This window comes from Porphyromonas pogonae, from assembly GCF_036320655.1.
Taxonomy (GTDB): Bacteria; Bacteroidota; Bacteroidia; order Bacteroidales; family Porphyromonadaceae; genus Porphyromonas; species Porphyromonas pogonae.
Genome location: NZ_CP143258.1, coordinates 2,420,916 through 2,438,226 on the forward strand (window position 1 = coordinate 2,420,916; position 17,311 = coordinate 2,438,226).

Sequence of the window (17,311 nt, forward strand, 5' to 3'; positions counted from 1 at the left end):
CAAATAGGGATTTTGGGGCATGTAATAACAACTGTCACATAGGTGACGGCTTGACACTATTGCTCCAATATATCTTTGTACGTAGAAATAAAGTTTAATGAAATAATTTACATGTTATTATGAAAGATGTGATGAAAAATTATATTCCCCACATTGATGAGGAGAAAATAAAAATGATGAGAGAGGTGAGGGAAGCTTATGAGCAAGGACTAATAACAGTGGATGAAGCTGCCAACACTCTTAAACAAAAGGTAGGTAATATTACTGCCGCAGAACTGGCATATGCAGAACAAACATCCGTGGCACAGCAAGATGATGACGAATGTATTAAAGAGAGCTTAGCTACCATTAGGAATCTATATCAAGGATTGCTTAAAGATGATAGGCCACATTTGGCTCCGGGGCATCCTGTAGATACTTATTTCAGAGAAAACGATGCTGTATCAGCTCTTATATATAGGATGAAGAATTTGCATGGCAAGCCTTTCATAAAAAATCAATGGCTTGAACTTTTTGAGGCTTTGGAACAATTCAAGATACACTTATCACGTAAACAAAATGAACTTTATTCTGCTTTGGAGCGAAAGGGTTTCGATCGCCCAAGCAAAACGATGTGGACCTATGATAACATGGTCAGGGATATGATAACATCCCAGCACGATAGACTTCGTAGGGATATGAATGATGAGTTTTTGGCTCATCAGGACGAACTGGAGTATCATCTTTTGGATCTGATCGACAAGGAAAATACCATATTGCTCCCTACCTCTTTACAAATGATCAATGACGATGAGTTTCGTAAGATTTCAGAGGGAGATTACGAGATCGGTTTTTGTCTGATAGAAAAACCTGTTCCGTACAAAGGTGTCGAAGCTCAACAGACATCCCCGGCTCAAGATGAGATAGGTGGAGACTTGGCTAAAGACATAGCGGCTCTCATGGGTAAATACGGTATAGGAGCATCAGAAAATGGAGTATTGAATGTGGCAGAGGGCAAGCTCACCTTGGAACAAATCAATTTGATCTTCCGTCATCTGCCCGTCGACTTATCATTTGTAGACGAAAATGAAATTGTCAGATTTTACAGTGACACTGAGCACAGAGTATTCCCTCGCAGCAAAGGAGTCATTGGCCGAGAGGTGAAATACTGCCATCCACCCAAAAGCGTACACGTAGTAGAAGAAATCATAGAGAAGTTCCGAACCGGAGAGCAGAGCAAAGCCGAGTTTTGGATCAATAAGCCCGGACTCTTTATCTATATTATATATGTAGCAGTGCGCGACGACAAAGGTAATTTCCGTGGAGTACTGGAAATGATGCAAAATTGCACTCACATTCGTGAGATGGAAGGCTCCCGTACCTTGCTTACATGGGAGGGAGAGCATTTGAACGGTGCAGTAAGCGAAGCCGCCAAGGAGCAGGATATTCCTGCTCCCGACGGTGGAGCGCCGGAAATTAACCCGGATACTAAATTAATTGATCTTTTCAAGCAATACCCTTTTCTCAAACAAGAAATTGTAGAAATCAATGAGCGATTCAAATTTTTGCAGTCGCCTATGGCTAAAGTTATTTTACCTAAAGCCACTTTGGCTTTGGCATCGAAATACGGAGAGATTCCTTATGAAGATCTCGTGGTTCGGCTCAAAGAAATGATAGCGAAACACCATTAAATTTGATTAGTGTTTGTGAAAAACAGGTTCGTGGCTTTGCGGTGTTGCGAGCCTGTTTTTGATTTATCATTGTATGCCCTATACGGCGATGGCCTGATTCTCTGCCGATGCCCCACCGGGCAAAGGGTAAAAGGCATAGATAAAAAGCTTGCAACTTAAAATAGTTTTCTATCTTTGTGAGGTATTAACAATAATTATTTTTCAACCTTTTAAATCAATCAAAAAAAAATGAATATTCCTGCTGAACTGAAGTACACAAAAGACCACGAATGGGCACGTATCGAAGGCGGTGTAGTATACGTAGGTATTACTGACTTTGCTCAAAGCGAGCTGGGTGAAATTGTCTATGTAGATGTTGCTACAGAAGGAGAAGAACTTTCTGCTGAAGATGTATTCGGCTCTATCGAAGCCGTAAAAACCGTTTCTGATCTGCTTATGCCTATCGAAGGTGAAGTACTGGAAGTAAATCCTGACCTTGAAGATCAGCCCGAACTGGTCAATAACGACCCTTACGGCAAAGGCTGGATTATAAAAGTAAAGCCGGCAAATGCTGAAGATATTGACAGTCTAATGAACGCCGACGACTACAATAAACTCATCGGCAAATAATCAATATGCAACCATTAGTTAGCATCATTATGGGAAGTACTTCGGATCTTCCCATAATGGAAAAAGCCGCCAAAAGGCTTGATGATCTCCAGATACCTTTTGAGATACAAGCTTTATCGGCTCATCGTACACCCGCTGAGGTGGAAGCATTCGCCAAGAATGCCAAAGCCAAAGGGATCAAAGTAATTATAGCTGCCGCCGGCATGGCAGCGCACTTATGTGGCGTCATCGCATCCATGACCTCAATCCCGGTTATAGGAGTACCTATCAAATCTACCCTTGAAGGTATGGATGCATTGCTTGCTATAGTACAAATGCCTCCGGGAATACCTGTGGCTACAGTAGGCATCAATGCTGCGGAAAATGCAGCGATACTGGCAGTGCAAATGATGGCGACCAATGACACTGAACTATACAATAAGCTTGAGGCTTATAAAGAATCATTGAAGGAAAAAGTTGTCAATGCCAATAAAGCTCTAAGCGAACTGAGCTATAAGTTCAAGACAAACTAAGCTTCACTCCCCCTCCCACACGCTAATCTCATACTGCGAGGATATCCCTTTGCTATAGTATAGATCTATTGCTTGCGCTTCCCTGTTTTTTGGGTCAAATGATAACAATTTGTTGCATAGGAGCGTTATTTAAAATAGATTTGTAATATAAAGCGAGAGGAATATCCTCGCAGTTATTGAAATACTCGATTAAAATCTATGAATCATAACGATATATCATCATTGACAATTGACGGCACAGAAGGTTATTCTCCATTTATCTATAAAAGGCGTCGCAGTATTGAAGTAAATATTGGCGATACACCCATAGGAGAGAATAACCCTATAAGAATACAGTCTATGGCCTCCGTTTCCACCATGGATACAGATGAGGCTGTGGAGCAAGCCCAAAGAGTGATAGATGCGGGGGCCGATTATTTACGCTTTACTGCTCAGGGAGTAAAAGAAGCTAATAACTTAGGCATTATAAGGGAGAGATTGACCGGTAAAGGCTATAAAACACCCTTGGTGGCAGATATACATTTCAATCCAAAGGCTGCTGATGCGGCTTTGGACAGCGTAGAGAAAGTACGTATCAACCCCGGGAACTATGTAGATACAAAGTACGCAGTACCCAAAACATGGGATGACACAGAGTTCACGGAAATGAACAAAGTGGTGCAAGAGCGTTTCGGAGAATTTGTGGAAAAAGCCAAAAAGCTCAAACGCGCTATTCGTATCGGAGTCAATCACGGCTCACTTTCGGAGCGCATGATGGCACGATATGGCGACAGCCCCCGTGGCATGGTAGAGAGTTGTTTGGAATACCTTAGGGTATGCCTTGACCATGACTTTAAAGATATAGTAATCTCCATGAAATCTTCCAATACCATAGTGATGACCCAAGCGGTAAGATTATTGGTAAAAACACTGGAAGAACAGAGATTGCCTGCTTTCCCGCTACACTTGGGAGTTACAGAAGCAGGCGAAGGGGAAGACGGTAGAATCAAAAGCGCAGTGGGGATCGGGTCTTTATTGGCTGACGGCTTAGGAGATACTATCAGGGTTTCGTTGAGCGAAGATCCTGAGTTTGAAATACCGGTAGCAATAAAACTGCGTGATTACATCGTAGAGCGGGAAAAGCAATTGCCTCTTACGGAAGTGTTGCCTACAGCTCATGAATACGAGCTGTATAAGCAGAATGCAAGAAAAGACACCTTCTGTATTAAAGGGCTGATAGGAGGCAATGCCTTGCCGGTAGTAATATCGACAAAAGCTACAGAAGAGCAAATAAAGGAATGGGAAATGAAGCCCGATCTCACGTTACATAAAGGTGAATACCGCACAACTAACGGGACTAATATGGGCGACGTGAGGTTTGTAGAAGCAGATTACCTTACTTTGACTGAAGAGTTGGAGCATGAGATCAAGTCTCATCCCAATACGGTAGTCATTCTCAACACCTTCGGCATCAACCCCGTTGCCGAATGGCGTTTGGGCTTCACATGGCTTCGCAAAAAAGGAATCAAAGCCCCTATCATCCTTAAGAAAGTTTATGATGAGCAAGACTTATCATCTTTCAGACTGGAATGTGCAGCAGATGTAGGCAGCATACTTCTGGACGGATGGAGCAATGGGCTAATGATATCAGCTCCGTCATTGCCGGAAAACAAAGTAGTGGCTACAATGTACGGTATACTACAAGCATCAAGGCTACGCATGAGCAAAACGGAGTTTATAAGCTGTCCCAGTTGCGGACGCACGCTTTATAACATCCAAGAGACTATAGGAAAGATCAAAGCAGCCACCTCCCACCTCAAAGGTCTTAAGATAGGTATCATGGGATGTATAGTCAATGGCCCCGGTGAAATGGCCGATGCAGATTACGGATACGTAGGATCGGGTCCCGGCAAAATAGACTTGTACAAACAACAAGAGAAGGTAAGAAAAGGTATACCTCAAGAAGAAGCAGTAGAACAGCTGGTCAACCTGATCAAAGAAAACGGAGACTGGCAAGAACCATCATAGGAAATAAAAGAAATGTCTGACAAAGTAAAAGTAAGTATCATCAACCATTCGAGGCATCCCTTGCCAGAATATGCTACCATAGCTTCTGCCGGTATGGATCTGAGAGCGCACCTTGAAGAGCCTATCGTGTTGAAACCATTACAAAGAGCACTCATACCTACGGGTTTGCGCATCCAATTACCCATCGGGTACGAAGGTCAGATAAGGCCACGTAGCGGACTAGCCCTCAAAAAGGGAATTACATTACTCAATACTCCCGGTACCCTTGATGCTGACTACCGCGGTGAGATCGGCATTGTTTTGGTAAACCTGTCACAAGAACAATTCATAGTGGCCGATGGTGATCGTATTGCTCAATTGGTAGTAGCACGTCACGCCACTGTGGAATGGAGCGATGTAGAAATTCTGGACGAAACTACCCGTGGAGAAGGCGGATTTGGGCATACGGGGAAAAACTAATTTATTATTTACTAAAACAAAGATGATCATCCTCGTTGCAGGATCCACATATACACCAAGCATATGCGTCAATTGCGATATTACATTTTTCTTTGCCTGATCATAGGCAATACCTCATGGAGCTATTCAGCGGGAAAGGATAGTACATCGAACGCTAAGTTCGATTCATATTTCTACGAAGGGGTATTGCAAAGTAACTTGAACCACTACAATGAGTCATTCGATTTATTGATGCATGCTGCATCAATAAATCCGGAGAATGCAGCTTTGTCTTATCAACTTTCAAGGGTTTATTATGCTTTGGACAACCAGAAAGGGATGACAAAACTCATGGAGAAGGCTTATACGTTGGAGCCCTCCAATAAAACATATGGAGAGAGTCTGGCATCACTTTATTTTACTTCGGGAAAATTTAATGAAGCGGCAGGGATTTATGAAAAACTAATCAAGCAATATCCTGATCAGGACGAACTCAAACACAAACTAGCTCAGTTGTATGCTCGCTCTGGTGACATCAAAAAGGCTATCAAGGTGTATGATGAACTTCAGAAGCAAAACGCATCCAGCCCATCCGAAGAGGCAGAATACATCAACGTAAAAGCCCAATTATATAATATGGTAGGCGCCAAAAATGATGCGTTGAACGAGTATAAAAAATTGGCGGATAAATATCCTGATGTATCTGAATTCTCTCTTCAGCTGATAGGAGCATACCTCGAAGCTGAGCACTACGAAGAAGCAAAAAAATATCTTAACAAGCTGGGACTAACGGATGGTACTGATTTGGGATACAATGTGTCGCTCGCTCAATATTATTTGGGAGTAAACAAAGAAGAAGCCGCTTTTGACATTATACAAAAGCTTATCAATGACTCTTCGCTGGAAACACCTCAGAAATTGGCTATACTCTTGGCTTTTGCCAATAACCAAAGAGATGACAAGGGGGTTCCTTCTAACAAGTATAATAACCTTTTTGAGAAAATAATTCAGGACAATCCGCATAACCCCGATGCCCGCATTGCATATGCTAAAATGCTGGAAGCACAAGGGAAACACGAATTGGCTATCAAAACCGTAAGGCCAATCACAGAATTTAGTCCGCAGAACAATAATGCATGGAACATATTGCTCCAAGATGCACTTGTAAAGCAGGATACGACGGAGATAGTAAAAATATCATCTGAAGCTATTAAATATTTGCCACAAGAGGCTCCTTACTATTTTTACGGAGCTATAGGTCTTTTTATGCAAGGAAAGAAGAAAGAAGCAAAAGACCTACTGTTGGAAGCAGTAAAGAATGTCCCGGAAACGAGTGCTGCTCCCTTGTCAGAAGTGTATGCTCAGCTGGGCGATTTGGTATCGGAAGAAGGAGATATTGCCAAGTCTTTTGATTATTACGAAAAGGCAATCAAACTGAATCCACAAAATACTACAGCTCTCAACAACTATGCTTATGCCTTGGGGAATCACGGTGGAGATCTTGCCAAAGCAGAGAGGCTATCTGCTATGAGTGTCAAGCTTCAGCCCGAAACAGCGGTATTCTTGGATACGTATGGCTGGATATTCTTTTTACAGAAAAACTACACTCTTGCCAAACTTTATATCCAAAAAGCTTATGACCTCAGCGCCAAAGACCCTGATGCGGATGTAGTGGAGCATTTGGGTGATGTTTATTACATGCTCAATAATAAAGAGAAGGCATTAGAATTGTGGAATGAGGCTAAAGCATTGAAAAATGGAGGTAGCAAAAATCTTGACGAAAAAATAAAGAAACAAAAATATATCCCGGAAAAGAAATGAAACTAAACAGAATATTCTCCCTCACACTCATGACTGCCTCCCTTGCCTTGATCATGGCGAGTTGCGGTATCAGCAATAAAGTCACAAAACCAGAGACTTTGAGTTCTGACATAAATGGATTGTCCAAAAACGAACTTATCAATGTTGTAAATTCCAAAAGAGGTGAATGGACAAGCCTGAAAGCAACTTTGAATGCCGATATCAAATATGGGCGGAAAGACATGAGTAGTAAAGTAGACTTTTCCATGGTCAAAGGCAAGGGAATACGTATGATAATAATACCATTCCCTTTTATCGAATTGAGCCGTTTATGGTTTACACGGGAAGGGATTACGGTTACAGACGGGATTAACAAAAGATATGCGGAAGCATCGTACAAAGAGCTTTCAGACAATTTGGGTTTTCCCGTAAACTATGATGTTTTAGAATCACTTTTCTTGGGTTACATATCCAATCCCGGGTTTACCCCTGATACCCCTTTGACTAAGATCTTCAGTCTGGAACATCCTGTAGGCATCCCCACTCTTACATATAAAAAAGGCTCTGTAGATATAGCTTATGCAATCAATACTCAAGGCCTTGTACAAAGCCTTACGGCCACTGATACTAAAAATAGGGGTAAAGCTACTTGGAAATATACAGACTATATTTGTGAGTCAGGCACGATAAATTTCCCTTCAACTCAAGAAATTAATGTAAATTTATCAGGTCGTAATCCGGGAGACATAAAAATGAGCTTTTCTCGCTTCAATTGGAATAAAGTGGAAGAGAGTGTCGTTGAGCCCAATGTCAAAAGCGGATATCAGAAAATATCTCTGAATGACTTGAAACAAATGATTAAAAAAGTGGCCAAGTAGTGAAAAAGTTTTGGTATTGCATAATTGTTTTATTTCTTGCTGTAGGATTTTGTAGCGCACAATCGAAATCATCGAAAGTGAGGCAACTCGAGAAGCAACGAAGAGAAATGCTTAAAAACATCGAGGAAACCAGCAAACAACTTAGAGAGACACAAAAAAACACACGCAATGAAGAGCGTAGGCTTCAATTGGTAAAGAAGCAAGTAGAGCAACGCAAGAAAATGGTGGAAATTTTGGATTCTCAAGTCAATGCTTTACAACAATCCATAGGCGTACTCACCGTGCAGGAAGATTCTTTGAAAACCAAAGAGGATATCTGCAAAATGCATTATGCCAATACTATTGTAGCAATGCAAAAGCGCAAAAGCTCTCTTGACAGACTGCTTTTCATATTCTCAGCCAAAAGCTTTGATGAGGGAGTTAGGCGCCAATCTTTTCTCGGCCAATATGCTCATGCTACACGCCAAGCCGCTCAAGAATTACAAAAAGTAAAACAACAAGTTGTAAACAAACGTACCGAAATACAGCAAACCAGATCGCAAAAGTACACTGCCCTCTCACTGAAAGAGCAGGAGAAGAAAAAGCTCGAGATTGAACAAGCACAGCGATCAGCAGAAGTAACTTCTCTCAAAAGCCAACAAAAAGATCTGAAAGAAAAATTGGCACAACAGCGCCGTGAAGCTGATAACCTGAATAGACGCATAGAACGGCAAATCGCTGCAGAAATAGCAGAAGCAGAAAGAAAAGCTCGTGAAGAACAAAATCGGTTGGAAGCAGCAGCCAGAAAGAAAGGAGAAAAAACAGCTCCCGTACAAACCAAACGTAAAGCCGAAACTATAGGAGGATATGCTATGAATGCTGAAGAAAGAGCATTGTCATCCAACTTTGCTCAGAACAAAGGCAATCTGCCTGTTCCGGTAAGAGGCAGTTACAATATCGTAGGGCAGTTTGGGGTACATACCCACTCTGAACATTCCAGAGTACGCACCAATAGCGGTGGTATAGATTACGCTGTAAAAAATGATAATGGAGCTTATTGTGTATTTGACGGAGAAGTGACCAGTTTGTTTGTAATGCCGGGATTCAACAATTCGGTTATCGTGCGCCATGGTAATTACCTCACCGTATACTCCAACTTGATCAGTGTAAACGTAGCCAAAGGACAGAGAGTCAAAACAGGACAAAAGATAGGCACAATTGCCACAGATGATAATAACATGAGAGTATTGAATTTCCAAGTCTGGAAAGAACGCACAAAACAAAATCCGGCAGCATGGGTAAGATAGCCGCTACCGTAGGCACCTTTGATGGGGTACATATGGGGCATCAAACTCTTTTGAGTGAATTAGTAAAAAACGGGAAAGAAAAAGGCCTGCCTACAGCTGTAATCACATTCGATGTTCCGCCTATTTCAGTTATCTATCCTACCCGCCCCTATCAGCAGTTATGCTCGCTTGAAGAAAAAAAGCAACGACTACTGATGTCAGGAGTGGATCAAGTGATAATAATAGAATTTAATCAAACGCTTTCACACCTTTCTGCTGAAGACTTTATGCGTGACATCCTGCGTGATAAATATCATGTGGAATATCTCTTGGTTGGCTATGACCATCGTTTTGGTTATAAACGCTCAGAAGGATTTGAAGATTACAGAGAAATAGGGCGCAACCTCGGGATTGAGGTTTGTAAATCTCAAGAAGAATTTATCGCCATAGACAAAACTGTAAGCTCAAGCCGTATAAGAGCACTGCTTGGTACAGGGCTTATCTCCGAAGCCAATCAATTGCTCGGTTACAACTATACCATTACCGGTAAGGTTGTAGGTGGATTTCGTATCGGTCGTACGCTAGGATATCCCACAGCTAATATTATCCCTGATACTCCTCACAAACTTATTCCTGCACATGGTGTATATGCGGTATTTATACATATCGGGAGCAAACGTTTTAGGGGAATGCTTTATATCGGTAATAGACCTACCTTCGAAAATGGACATAATATCACTATAGAAGTCAATATTTTCGATTTCAAAGATGATATTTATGACCGTACGATCACTTTGGAGCTGGTAGCTCTAACAAGAAACGATAAAAAATTTGACTCTATGGAGGAGTTAAGAGATCAGATACGCAAAGACGGAGAGCAAATCCAGGAGTTACTAGCGGATTATTAGCAGATCAATACACACTACCTTATTCCTGTATCTTTGGATAGCCCTGGCTATTTAGAAGTATCAGGGACTTTCCTTTGCATATTACTCCAAGTATTTATAAGTATATATCTGGTATCATTATGAGATTTAACATCATCTACTACCGTAAAATCATCAAAAAATATTAGATTTGCAAATGAGTAAAACAGGATATACATAATGCAGGAAAATATGATTTTTCAAGGGATGGGGGTAGCCTTGGTGACTCCCTTTAATGAAGATGGAAGTGTAGATTTCATATCCCTACGCCGATTAATAGAATACCAATTGTCTCAACAAATAGACTTCTTTGTGCTTCATGGATCCACAGGAGAGTCGGCTTGCATCATGTCTGATGAACGAGCCGAAATTATACGTTTTGTTGTAGAGCTTGTAAACCATCGAAAACCCATTGTAGTCGGTTTAGGCTCCAATTGCACCCAAAGTTTGGTGCAACGAGCCCAAGAATTGGAATCTATGAATATCGATGCTATTCTGTCCGTAGTGCCTTATTACAACAAGCCTTCACAGGAAGGTATTTTCTTGCATTTCAAAGCATTGGCAGAGAGTACATCTTTGCCTATTATCTTATATAATATACCGGGGCGAACAGGGGTAAATATGACTCCGGATACCACCGTACGTTTGGCAAACAATTGTAAAAACATTGTTGCCGTCAAAGAAGCTTCGGGCATAGTAATGCAAGTAAAGCAGATCGTAGAGGGCGGAAGTCCTAAGGATTTCACCGTTCTTTCTGGTGACGATAATCTCTCTATCCAATTTATGGAAGTGGGTGCCAAGGGTGTTATTTCTGTTATAGGCAATGCTTTTCCGTCCGCTTTCCACCGCCTTATTCATGCTCAGGCTCAAGGAGACTATGAATTAGCAGCTAAGATACAAGAGATCTTCAAGGAGATGTACAAACTTTTATTCGTATGTGGTAATCCTGCCGGGATCAAATGCCTGCTTTATCATCAGGGACTCATTGCTCATAACAAAGTGCGTCTTCCTTTGACTCCGGTGAATCATGACACAGAGCAACTCATCATAGAAGAATATCACAAAGTACGTCAGGCTCTCGAATCGATCTTATAAATAGACAACAGCCAAGAGAGTTACCTTAGGTAATATCAATGCGATCAAGGGAGACTAGATGTTCTTTTACCTTTGGTCGCATTGCTTTTTATAATGTTTATTAGAACACAATAATTTAATAATGACTACTTTTGCTTTGGATTATTAAGAATCCACAACATTGAATAATGGAAATATCTATCGAAGAATTTCTGGGAAAACGGCGTACTTATCCTGTGATCGATGTACGTTCTCCCGGAGAATTCATGCAAGGGCATATACCCGGAGCCTACAACATTCCTTTGTTTACGGATGCTGAGCGTAGCGAGGTAGGTACGTTGTATGTACAGGAAGGTCATACCCCCGCAGTAGAACATGGATTGCAAATAGTAGGTCCTAAAATGGTACAATTAGCTCGTGAAGCTCAGGCTCAAGGAGGCGAACTGTGTCTTTACTGCTGGCGTGGTGGTATGCGCAGTGGATCCATGGAATGGCTTTTCAATACGGTAGGGATCAAAACATGGCGTTTACAAGGAGGTTACAAAGCATATCGCGCACATTTCGATCATATTCTTAATAACAATAAATACACCTTACGCATCCTGGGAGGACCCACGGGTTCAGGCAAAACATTGATCTTGCATCAGCTCTGTAACAAAGGAGAACAAGTGGTAGATCTCGAAGGTCTTGCCAATCATAAAGGGTCGATATTCGGAGGATTGGGACAAGCTCCACAGCCTACAACGGAGCAATATATCAATCTGCTTCACGATGCTTTTATAGATATGGATCCGCACAAACCTATCTGGCTCGAAAACGAAAGCAAATTGGTAGGACATGTGTTTATCCCTGACATGCTTTGGACTTTGATGCGCAGTTCCAGACCCATCATTATAGATATTCCTGTTGAGCCCAGGGCACAACATATCTTTCGTGAGTACGGCAGTATAGATCCGCTTTTGCTCATTGAGGCTTTGGGCAAAATAGAAAAGCGCATGGGCAATCTCCTCTGCACACAAGCTATCGAGCATGTAAAGTCCGGAGATATTTTGTCCGCAATAAGAGATACGTTGGTGTACTATGACAAAGCATACCAACGCTCATTCGACAAGCAAGGACTTCCACCATTGTTGACAATCAAAGGGGAAAAAGATGATCCCGAAAGTCTTGCTAATGAATTGATAAGGCTGACACAAGATTTGGTAGACCGATAAAGTATCTGCATTGACTTACAGATAAGATTTATATAGAGGTATCGCATTTGAATGTGATATGTCATTTACAATAAACTAACAATTGACTCACAATGATTACTATAGACGCAAGAGGTAAACTTTGTCCTTTACCTCTGATCATGCTCAAAAAGGAACTTAAACAAGCTACTCCGGGATCACAGGTAGCTGTCTTGACGGATAATGCAACAGCCTGTTCCAATCTTACGGATTACTTATCGTCCATGAATTGTGACACAAAGCTGACTGAGGAGCGAGGTTACACCGCCATAGCATTCACCGTTCCGACACTCGCTCCTGAGACTTGTTCACTGCCCTCAGGAACGACTCATGACAGCTATGTCATCGTAATCAAATCTGATCTTATGGGGCAAGGTGACGAGGCTCTGGGTCGCATACTGATGAAAGCTTTTGTAAATGCTATAGAGGAGATGGATGTCATGCCCACACATATTATATTGTACAACAAAGGAGTCTTTGTTGCTCTCGAAGGTACAGACACAGGAGCTTCACTCAAGAAACTGCATGAGGAAAAAGGAGTAGAAGTCATTGTGTGCGGTACCTGTACCGATTACTATGAGATAAAAGGGCAACTATCCGTAGGTCGCATATCCAATATGTATAGCATCATGGATATTCAAACCAAAGCAGGAAAGATTATTTACCCCTAAGTATAATGGAACTGAACAAATATTTTGACAATGCCACCACCTCCTACCCTAAACCGTCACAGATGTGCCACACGCTGGCTCACTACTATGACCATCCTATAGGGAGCTATGGGCGCAGTGCAGACGAAGCAACCTTGCATGCAACTCTGGCTATAGAGGCTTTGCGGGACGATCTGAGTAAATGGTTGGGAGTGGAACAGGCCGAAAATATTTGCTTTACAGACAATGCTACTACCGCCATCAATACGATACTCCAAGGCTCTGACTACCCTCTGGGCAAAGTATTGGTCTCTCCCATGGAGCACAATGCTGTGATGAGACCTCTGCAGCGTTTGATAGAAAAAGGTGTAATACAATCGTACGACATCATGCCTCATGATTCCGACGGCAGGGTAAACACAGAAGCTCTCATGGCAATGAGACCAGAAGGATATGACATGGCTATTGTGAATATGGAGAGCAATGTCAACGGCGTAAAACAACCACTCTACGATATCGCCCAAGTATGCCACTCCCACAACATCAGATTACTTGCAGATGCCACACAGATACCGGGTTCTGAACCACAGGATGCCCACAACTGGCAACCGGACTTCATCGCTTTTACAGGACACAAAGGGCTTTTAGGACCTACAGGCACCGGAGGTTTCTATGTGCGTCAGCCTCAAAAGCTACAACCTCTTACTACGGGAGGCAACGGCGTGCACTCGCATACAACAGATATGCAGTACGAAATGCCTGATAGGTTTATAGCCGGCACTCCCAACACTCTGGGATTGGTTGCTTGGGCTACAGCCATGAAGCACATCCCCCAATATCGGATTTCGCAGAATGACCTACAGGCTGTACTTCGAGAGATAGAGCAGCTACACGGCATCAAATTACTCCAAAGTCTCCACCCTGAGCATCAGGGGTATTTGTTCTCTATAGTACATGCGACTATGTCTCCTGCTTTTATTGGCGATACCCTCAGAGAGCGCTACGGCATCCTTACTCGCAACGGACTGCACTGTGCTCCGCTGGCACATCGCACCTTAGGTACATTGCCCCATGGGGCTGTGCGTTTTTCGCTTTCGCCCTATCATTCATTTCAGGATATGGACTATTTGATCAAATCGCTTTATGACTTATTCGGCAGATAATATATACTACGTTCTTTTCCCCACTACCCGATCGTTTATCCGGGCACATCACCTTGTAGAGGAGTCAGGCATCAAACACCGAGTGGTATCCGTACCCGATCATTTATCATCAGAGTGTGGTATGAGCCTTCAAATAACGGGAAACCAATGCGACTCTATCACAAACATACTGAGAGAGGCTCAGATTAATTTTGAAATACAATCATGACTATCCCATTCGACTTACTTTCCACTGTAGAATATGGGGGGTGCTCTGCCAAGCTCGATCCTGAGCATCTCAAAGGCTTACTGAGTGATATACCCTTGCTCAAAGACCATAATATTATGGTCGATATCTCCACACATGACGATGCAGGAGTTTATAAACTCAATGAGGATACAGCTCTCATTGTTACTACAGACTTCTTCCCCCCGGTATGTTCCGATCCTTTTACATTCGGACGCATCGCTGCTGCCAATGCCCTATCAGATGTGTATGCCATGGGGGGTAAGCCTCTATTGGCTCTCAATATTACCATGTTTCCGTCACAAGATATTCCTTTGGAAGTATTGCGGGATATTCTCATGGGAGGACAGGAGGTTATCAACGAAAGCGGAGCGTTTACCATGGGAGGGCATACGATCGACGACAATCCTCCTAAATACGGATTAGCAGTTGTAGGCACAGTAGATCCACACAAACTTATCACCAATAGCGGAGCACAAGTGGGACAGATGCTGGTACTTACCAAGCCATTGGGAGTAGGGGTAGTCATTGCAGCCAAGAGAATGGGGCTTGTGAGCGATAAAGTCTATGACATGGCTCTGTCCCAAATGGCTTATCTCAACGCTAAGGCAGCAAATATCATGCAATCATACGGAGTAAAAGGAGCTACTGATATTACAGGCTTTGGGCTTATAGGCCACGCCCTGGGTATGGCTCAAGCCTCTGATGTTACATTTGAGTTGTATGCACATGCTGTCCCCACACTACCAGAGGTACAAACACTCATAGCTGACGGATGTATCCCCGGAGCAGCTTTTAGAAATCTACGCTACGTAGGAAATGATCTGCAGTGCCACTGTTCGGTAGATCATAAGATGCTCTTGGCTGATGCACAAACATCAGGGGGATTACTCATTGCTGTTGATGCAGACAAAGCACAAGCTCTGGTACAGGATATCAACGCTATCGATGGGCACCCTATAGCAGCTGTAATCGGAGAGGTTACCGCACCCGCCACGCACCGTCTTATAATCCATTAATCTTTGCAGAATAAAAAATATTTTACGGGAGAGGGTGAGCTATTAATTACAATATAGAGATTCGCAGGGTTTTATCCGTTCGGACTACACGTCCTCCCTTTTTCTGCAATAAGGAGGACTATGCAAACATATTATGCTGGAGCTTTTAGGTCATCCAAAGATTCGCAACCCTAAACATTCCTCCTTATATTTTCTCATAAGCGAGGCGTTCGCTTCCGTCTGTCACTGTGATGATACCGCAGTACTCAAAGCCGGCTCTTTCGATGGCAGACTGCATGCTTATATTATCCTTATGAGTATCGATGCGCAGATGAGCATGTTGATCGAAACACCAGCTCAATACAAAATCAGAAACACCCCTAACTATTCCTGCAGAAGCCATACGGTGTATCACCCCGTAGTGTCCTTGTGCCAGCCATTTGCCGTCATTGATAATGCGGTATGTAGGTTCGTCATCCGTAATTTCGAAGAAAAAAACAGCACACAATCTTCCCTTGCTATCCGCCACTTTGTAAAGCTTACGGGTTTCGATGTCATCAATTACTGTAGCCACAGGAGGATTACCATGGCCCCACTGTGTAGGATTACCATGGAGGCGCATATAAGTACGAGCACCTTCATAAATACGAAGGATTTCAGGCAAATCTTGAGCTGTAGCTGTGCTGATATGAAGATTATAATTTGTCATAACTCTGTGATAAGTAGTATAAGTCAAAAATCTACTATAGGCTTAGAGCACCTACTCACTCCTTAGCTACCGATAATGCAAGGAGCATGAACATTGCACCTCTACCCTACATGATCGATAACAGCACCTGAGTAAGTGTAATTTATTATCTTTGTCAAAGATAAGTGAAAGCTCCGAAAAAGGGAGACTTGCACAGAATCAAGGTGTAATACTTAGGGTTATTTCACCGATCGATATATTTGAATATAACCATCATTTATCATTGTACATTTATGTTTAAGACTTCTTTCGACGGACTGAAAAATCATGACACGGCGTTATTGCTGGTCACTTTTGGGAGCACACACCAGGAAGCTCATGATACATTCCACAAAATAGCATCACAATTTGCACAGAGATTCCCGGATACAGACCTGTATATGGCTTTTACGTCTAAGATCTGTATGAAACGTTGGTTCGAGAAAACGGGAGAACAGTTTCATCCCGCGAGCACACTCCTCGACCAATTGGCAGGAGCAGGTTATTCACACATCAATATCCAGTCACTACACGTGATACCGGGTGAAGAGTATAAGATGGTGAAAGAAAAAATGCTCACAGAGTTTAGGCTGACACATCCAGGGGTGGAGGTAGTCATGGGCGCACCGCTTATGGATAGTGATGAGGACATCAAGCTCTTGGGCGATACTTTGCTTAGACTTTATTTGCAAAGACTTGAGCAGGGGGAGCTACTGGTACTAATGGGACATGGCAATGACAAATCAAAATTCAGAGATGCCAATCAGAAGTACTTGGATCTTCAAAACTATTTCAATACTCTAACGGATAGGATTTATATAGGTACAGTAGACTTTGAGGAAATGACCATAGATCACCTCTTAGAGGTATTTGCCGGGAAGTATCCGCGGGGTACAGTGATCAATCTACTGCCCCTCATGTCCATAGCCGGAGATCATGCCAAAAATGATATGGCTGGAGCTTATGATCCTGACGAAGCGGATGAAGATCAGAGCTGGAGGGTAAGACTACAAAAGGCAGGCTTCGTCATCGAAGACGAGAACTGCCGACTTAGGGGACTGGCAGACGAACCTGAGATTGTAGACATCTGGATCAAGCATCTTCAACAAGTATTATAACATCACACAGAGACCTTA

17 protein-coding genes are annotated in these 17,311 nt (G+C 42.6%); 16 read left to right on the forward strand and 1 reads right to left on the reverse strand.

Annotation, left to right across the window (positions count from 1 at the left end; genetic code table 11):
* Window positions 1-131: 131 nt before the first annotated feature.
* From VYJ22_RS09680 to selD, 15 genes are all read left to right on the forward strand, one after another.
* Window positions 132-1,670, forward strand: a complete 1,539-nt coding sequence (locus VYJ22_RS09680) for a PAS domain-containing protein (RefSeq protein ID WP_329903818.1) — start codon at window positions 132-134, stop codon at window positions 1,668-1,670.
* Between the two features lie 228 nt (window positions 1,671-1,898).
* Window positions 1,899-2,279: a glycine cleavage system protein GcvH gene (gene gcvH / locus VYJ22_RS09685; RefSeq protein ID WP_329903819.1), complete on the forward strand. Its 381-nt coding sequence runs from the start codon at window positions 1,899-1,901 to the stop codon at window positions 2,277-2,279.
* A gap of 5 nt (window positions 2,280-2,284) precedes the next feature.
* On the forward strand, window positions 2,285-2,791 hold the full coding sequence (gene purE / locus VYJ22_RS09690) for a 5-(carboxyamino)imidazole ribonucleotide mutase (protein WP_329903820.1): 507 nt from the start codon (window positions 2,285-2,287) through the stop codon (window positions 2,789-2,791).
* 198 nt (window positions 2,792-2,989) lie between these two features.
* Window positions 2,990-4,798, forward strand: a complete 1,809-nt coding sequence (gene ispG / locus VYJ22_RS09695; RefSeq protein ID WP_329903821.1) for a (E)-4-hydroxy-3-methylbut-2-enyl-diphosphate synthase — start codon at window positions 2,990-2,992, stop codon at window positions 4,796-4,798.
* Window positions 4,799-4,810: 12 nt separating this feature from the next.
* Window positions 4,811-5,257 carry a dUTP diphosphatase gene (dut, locus tag VYJ22_RS09700; RefSeq protein ID WP_329903823.1) on the forward strand — a complete coding sequence of 149 codons (447 nt, stop codon included), beginning with the start codon at window positions 4,811-4,813 and terminating at the stop codon, window positions 5,255-5,257.
* A gap of 63 nt (window positions 5,258-5,320) precedes the next feature.
* Window positions 5,321-7,057, forward strand: coding sequence for a tetratricopeptide repeat protein (locus VYJ22_RS09705; RefSeq protein ID WP_329903824.1), 1,737 nt, complete (start codon window positions 5,321-5,323; stop codon window positions 7,055-7,057).
* Complete coding sequence (locus VYJ22_RS09710) at window positions 7,054-7,914, forward strand: DUF4292 domain-containing protein (protein WP_329903825.1); 861 nt, start codon at window positions 7,054-7,056, stop codon at window positions 7,912-7,914. The genes VYJ22_RS09705 and VYJ22_RS09710 overlap by 4 nt, the downstream gene beginning before the upstream one ends.
* Complete coding sequence (locus tag VYJ22_RS09715) at window positions 7,914-9,200, forward strand: murein hydrolase activator EnvC family protein (protein WP_329903826.1); 1,287 nt, start codon at window positions 7,914-7,916, stop codon at window positions 9,198-9,200. Before VYJ22_RS09710 ends, VYJ22_RS09715 begins: the two co-directional genes overlap by 1 nt.
* Entirely contained in the window at window positions 9,188-10,087 is a 900-nt protein-coding gene (locus VYJ22_RS09720) for a bifunctional riboflavin kinase/FAD synthetase (protein WP_329903827.1), read from the forward strand. The genes VYJ22_RS09715 and VYJ22_RS09720 overlap by 13 nt, the downstream gene beginning before the upstream one ends.
* Window positions 10,088-10,297: 210 nt before the next feature.
* Window positions 10,298-11,200, forward strand: a complete 903-nt coding sequence (dapA, locus tag VYJ22_RS09725) for a 4-hydroxy-tetrahydrodipicolinate synthase (RefSeq protein ID WP_329903828.1) — start codon at window positions 10,298-10,300, stop codon at window positions 11,198-11,200.
* 167 nt (window positions 11,201-11,367) lie between these two features.
* The gene (mnmH, locus tag VYJ22_RS09730) at window positions 11,368-12,393 is read left to right on the forward strand and encodes a tRNA 2-selenouridine(34) synthase MnmH (protein ID WP_329903829.1); all 1,026 of its coding nucleotides are present in this window, start codon (window positions 11,368-11,370) and stop codon (window positions 12,391-12,393) included.
* A 92-nt stretch (window positions 12,394-12,485) separates the two neighbouring features.
* Window positions 12,486-13,082: a sulfurtransferase-like selenium metabolism protein YedF gene (yedF, locus tag VYJ22_RS09735; protein ID WP_329903830.1), complete on the forward strand. Its 597-nt coding sequence runs from the start codon at window positions 12,486-12,488 to the stop codon at window positions 13,080-13,082.
* Window positions 13,083-13,087: 5 nt separating this feature from the next.
* Window positions 13,088-14,224: an aminotransferase class V-fold PLP-dependent enzyme gene (locus tag VYJ22_RS09740; RefSeq protein WP_329903831.1), complete on the forward strand. Its 1,137-nt coding sequence runs from the start codon at window positions 13,088-13,090 to the stop codon at window positions 14,222-14,224.
* Window positions 14,205-14,432, forward strand: a complete 228-nt coding sequence (locus tag VYJ22_RS11645) for a DUF3343 domain-containing protein (RefSeq protein ID WP_407988911.1) — start codon at window positions 14,205-14,207, stop codon at window positions 14,430-14,432. The genes VYJ22_RS09740 and VYJ22_RS11645 overlap by 20 nt, the downstream gene beginning before the upstream one ends.
* Window positions 14,429-15,469: a selenide, water dikinase SelD gene (gene selD / locus VYJ22_RS09745; protein WP_329903832.1), complete on the forward strand. Its 1,041-nt coding sequence runs from the start codon at window positions 14,429-14,431 to the stop codon at window positions 15,467-15,469. The genes VYJ22_RS11645 and selD overlap by 4 nt, the downstream gene beginning before the upstream one ends.
* A gap of 184 nt (window positions 15,470-15,653) precedes the next feature.
* Here selD and VYJ22_RS09750 read toward each other — a convergent pair whose 3' ends face one another.
* Window positions 15,654-16,157 carry a GNAT family N-acetyltransferase gene (locus VYJ22_RS09750; RefSeq protein WP_329903833.1) on the reverse strand — a complete coding sequence of 168 codons (504 nt, stop codon included), beginning with the start codon at window positions 16,155-16,157 and terminating at the stop codon, window positions 15,654-15,656.
* A gap of 272 nt (window positions 16,158-16,429) precedes the next feature.
* Here VYJ22_RS09750 and VYJ22_RS09755 point away from each other — a divergent pair, with 272 nt between their 5' ends.
* Complete coding sequence (locus VYJ22_RS09755) at window positions 16,430-17,293, forward strand: sirohydrochlorin cobaltochelatase (protein ID WP_329903834.1); 864 nt, start codon at window positions 16,430-16,432, stop codon at window positions 17,291-17,293.
* Window positions 17,294-17,311 lie beyond the last annotated feature (18 nt).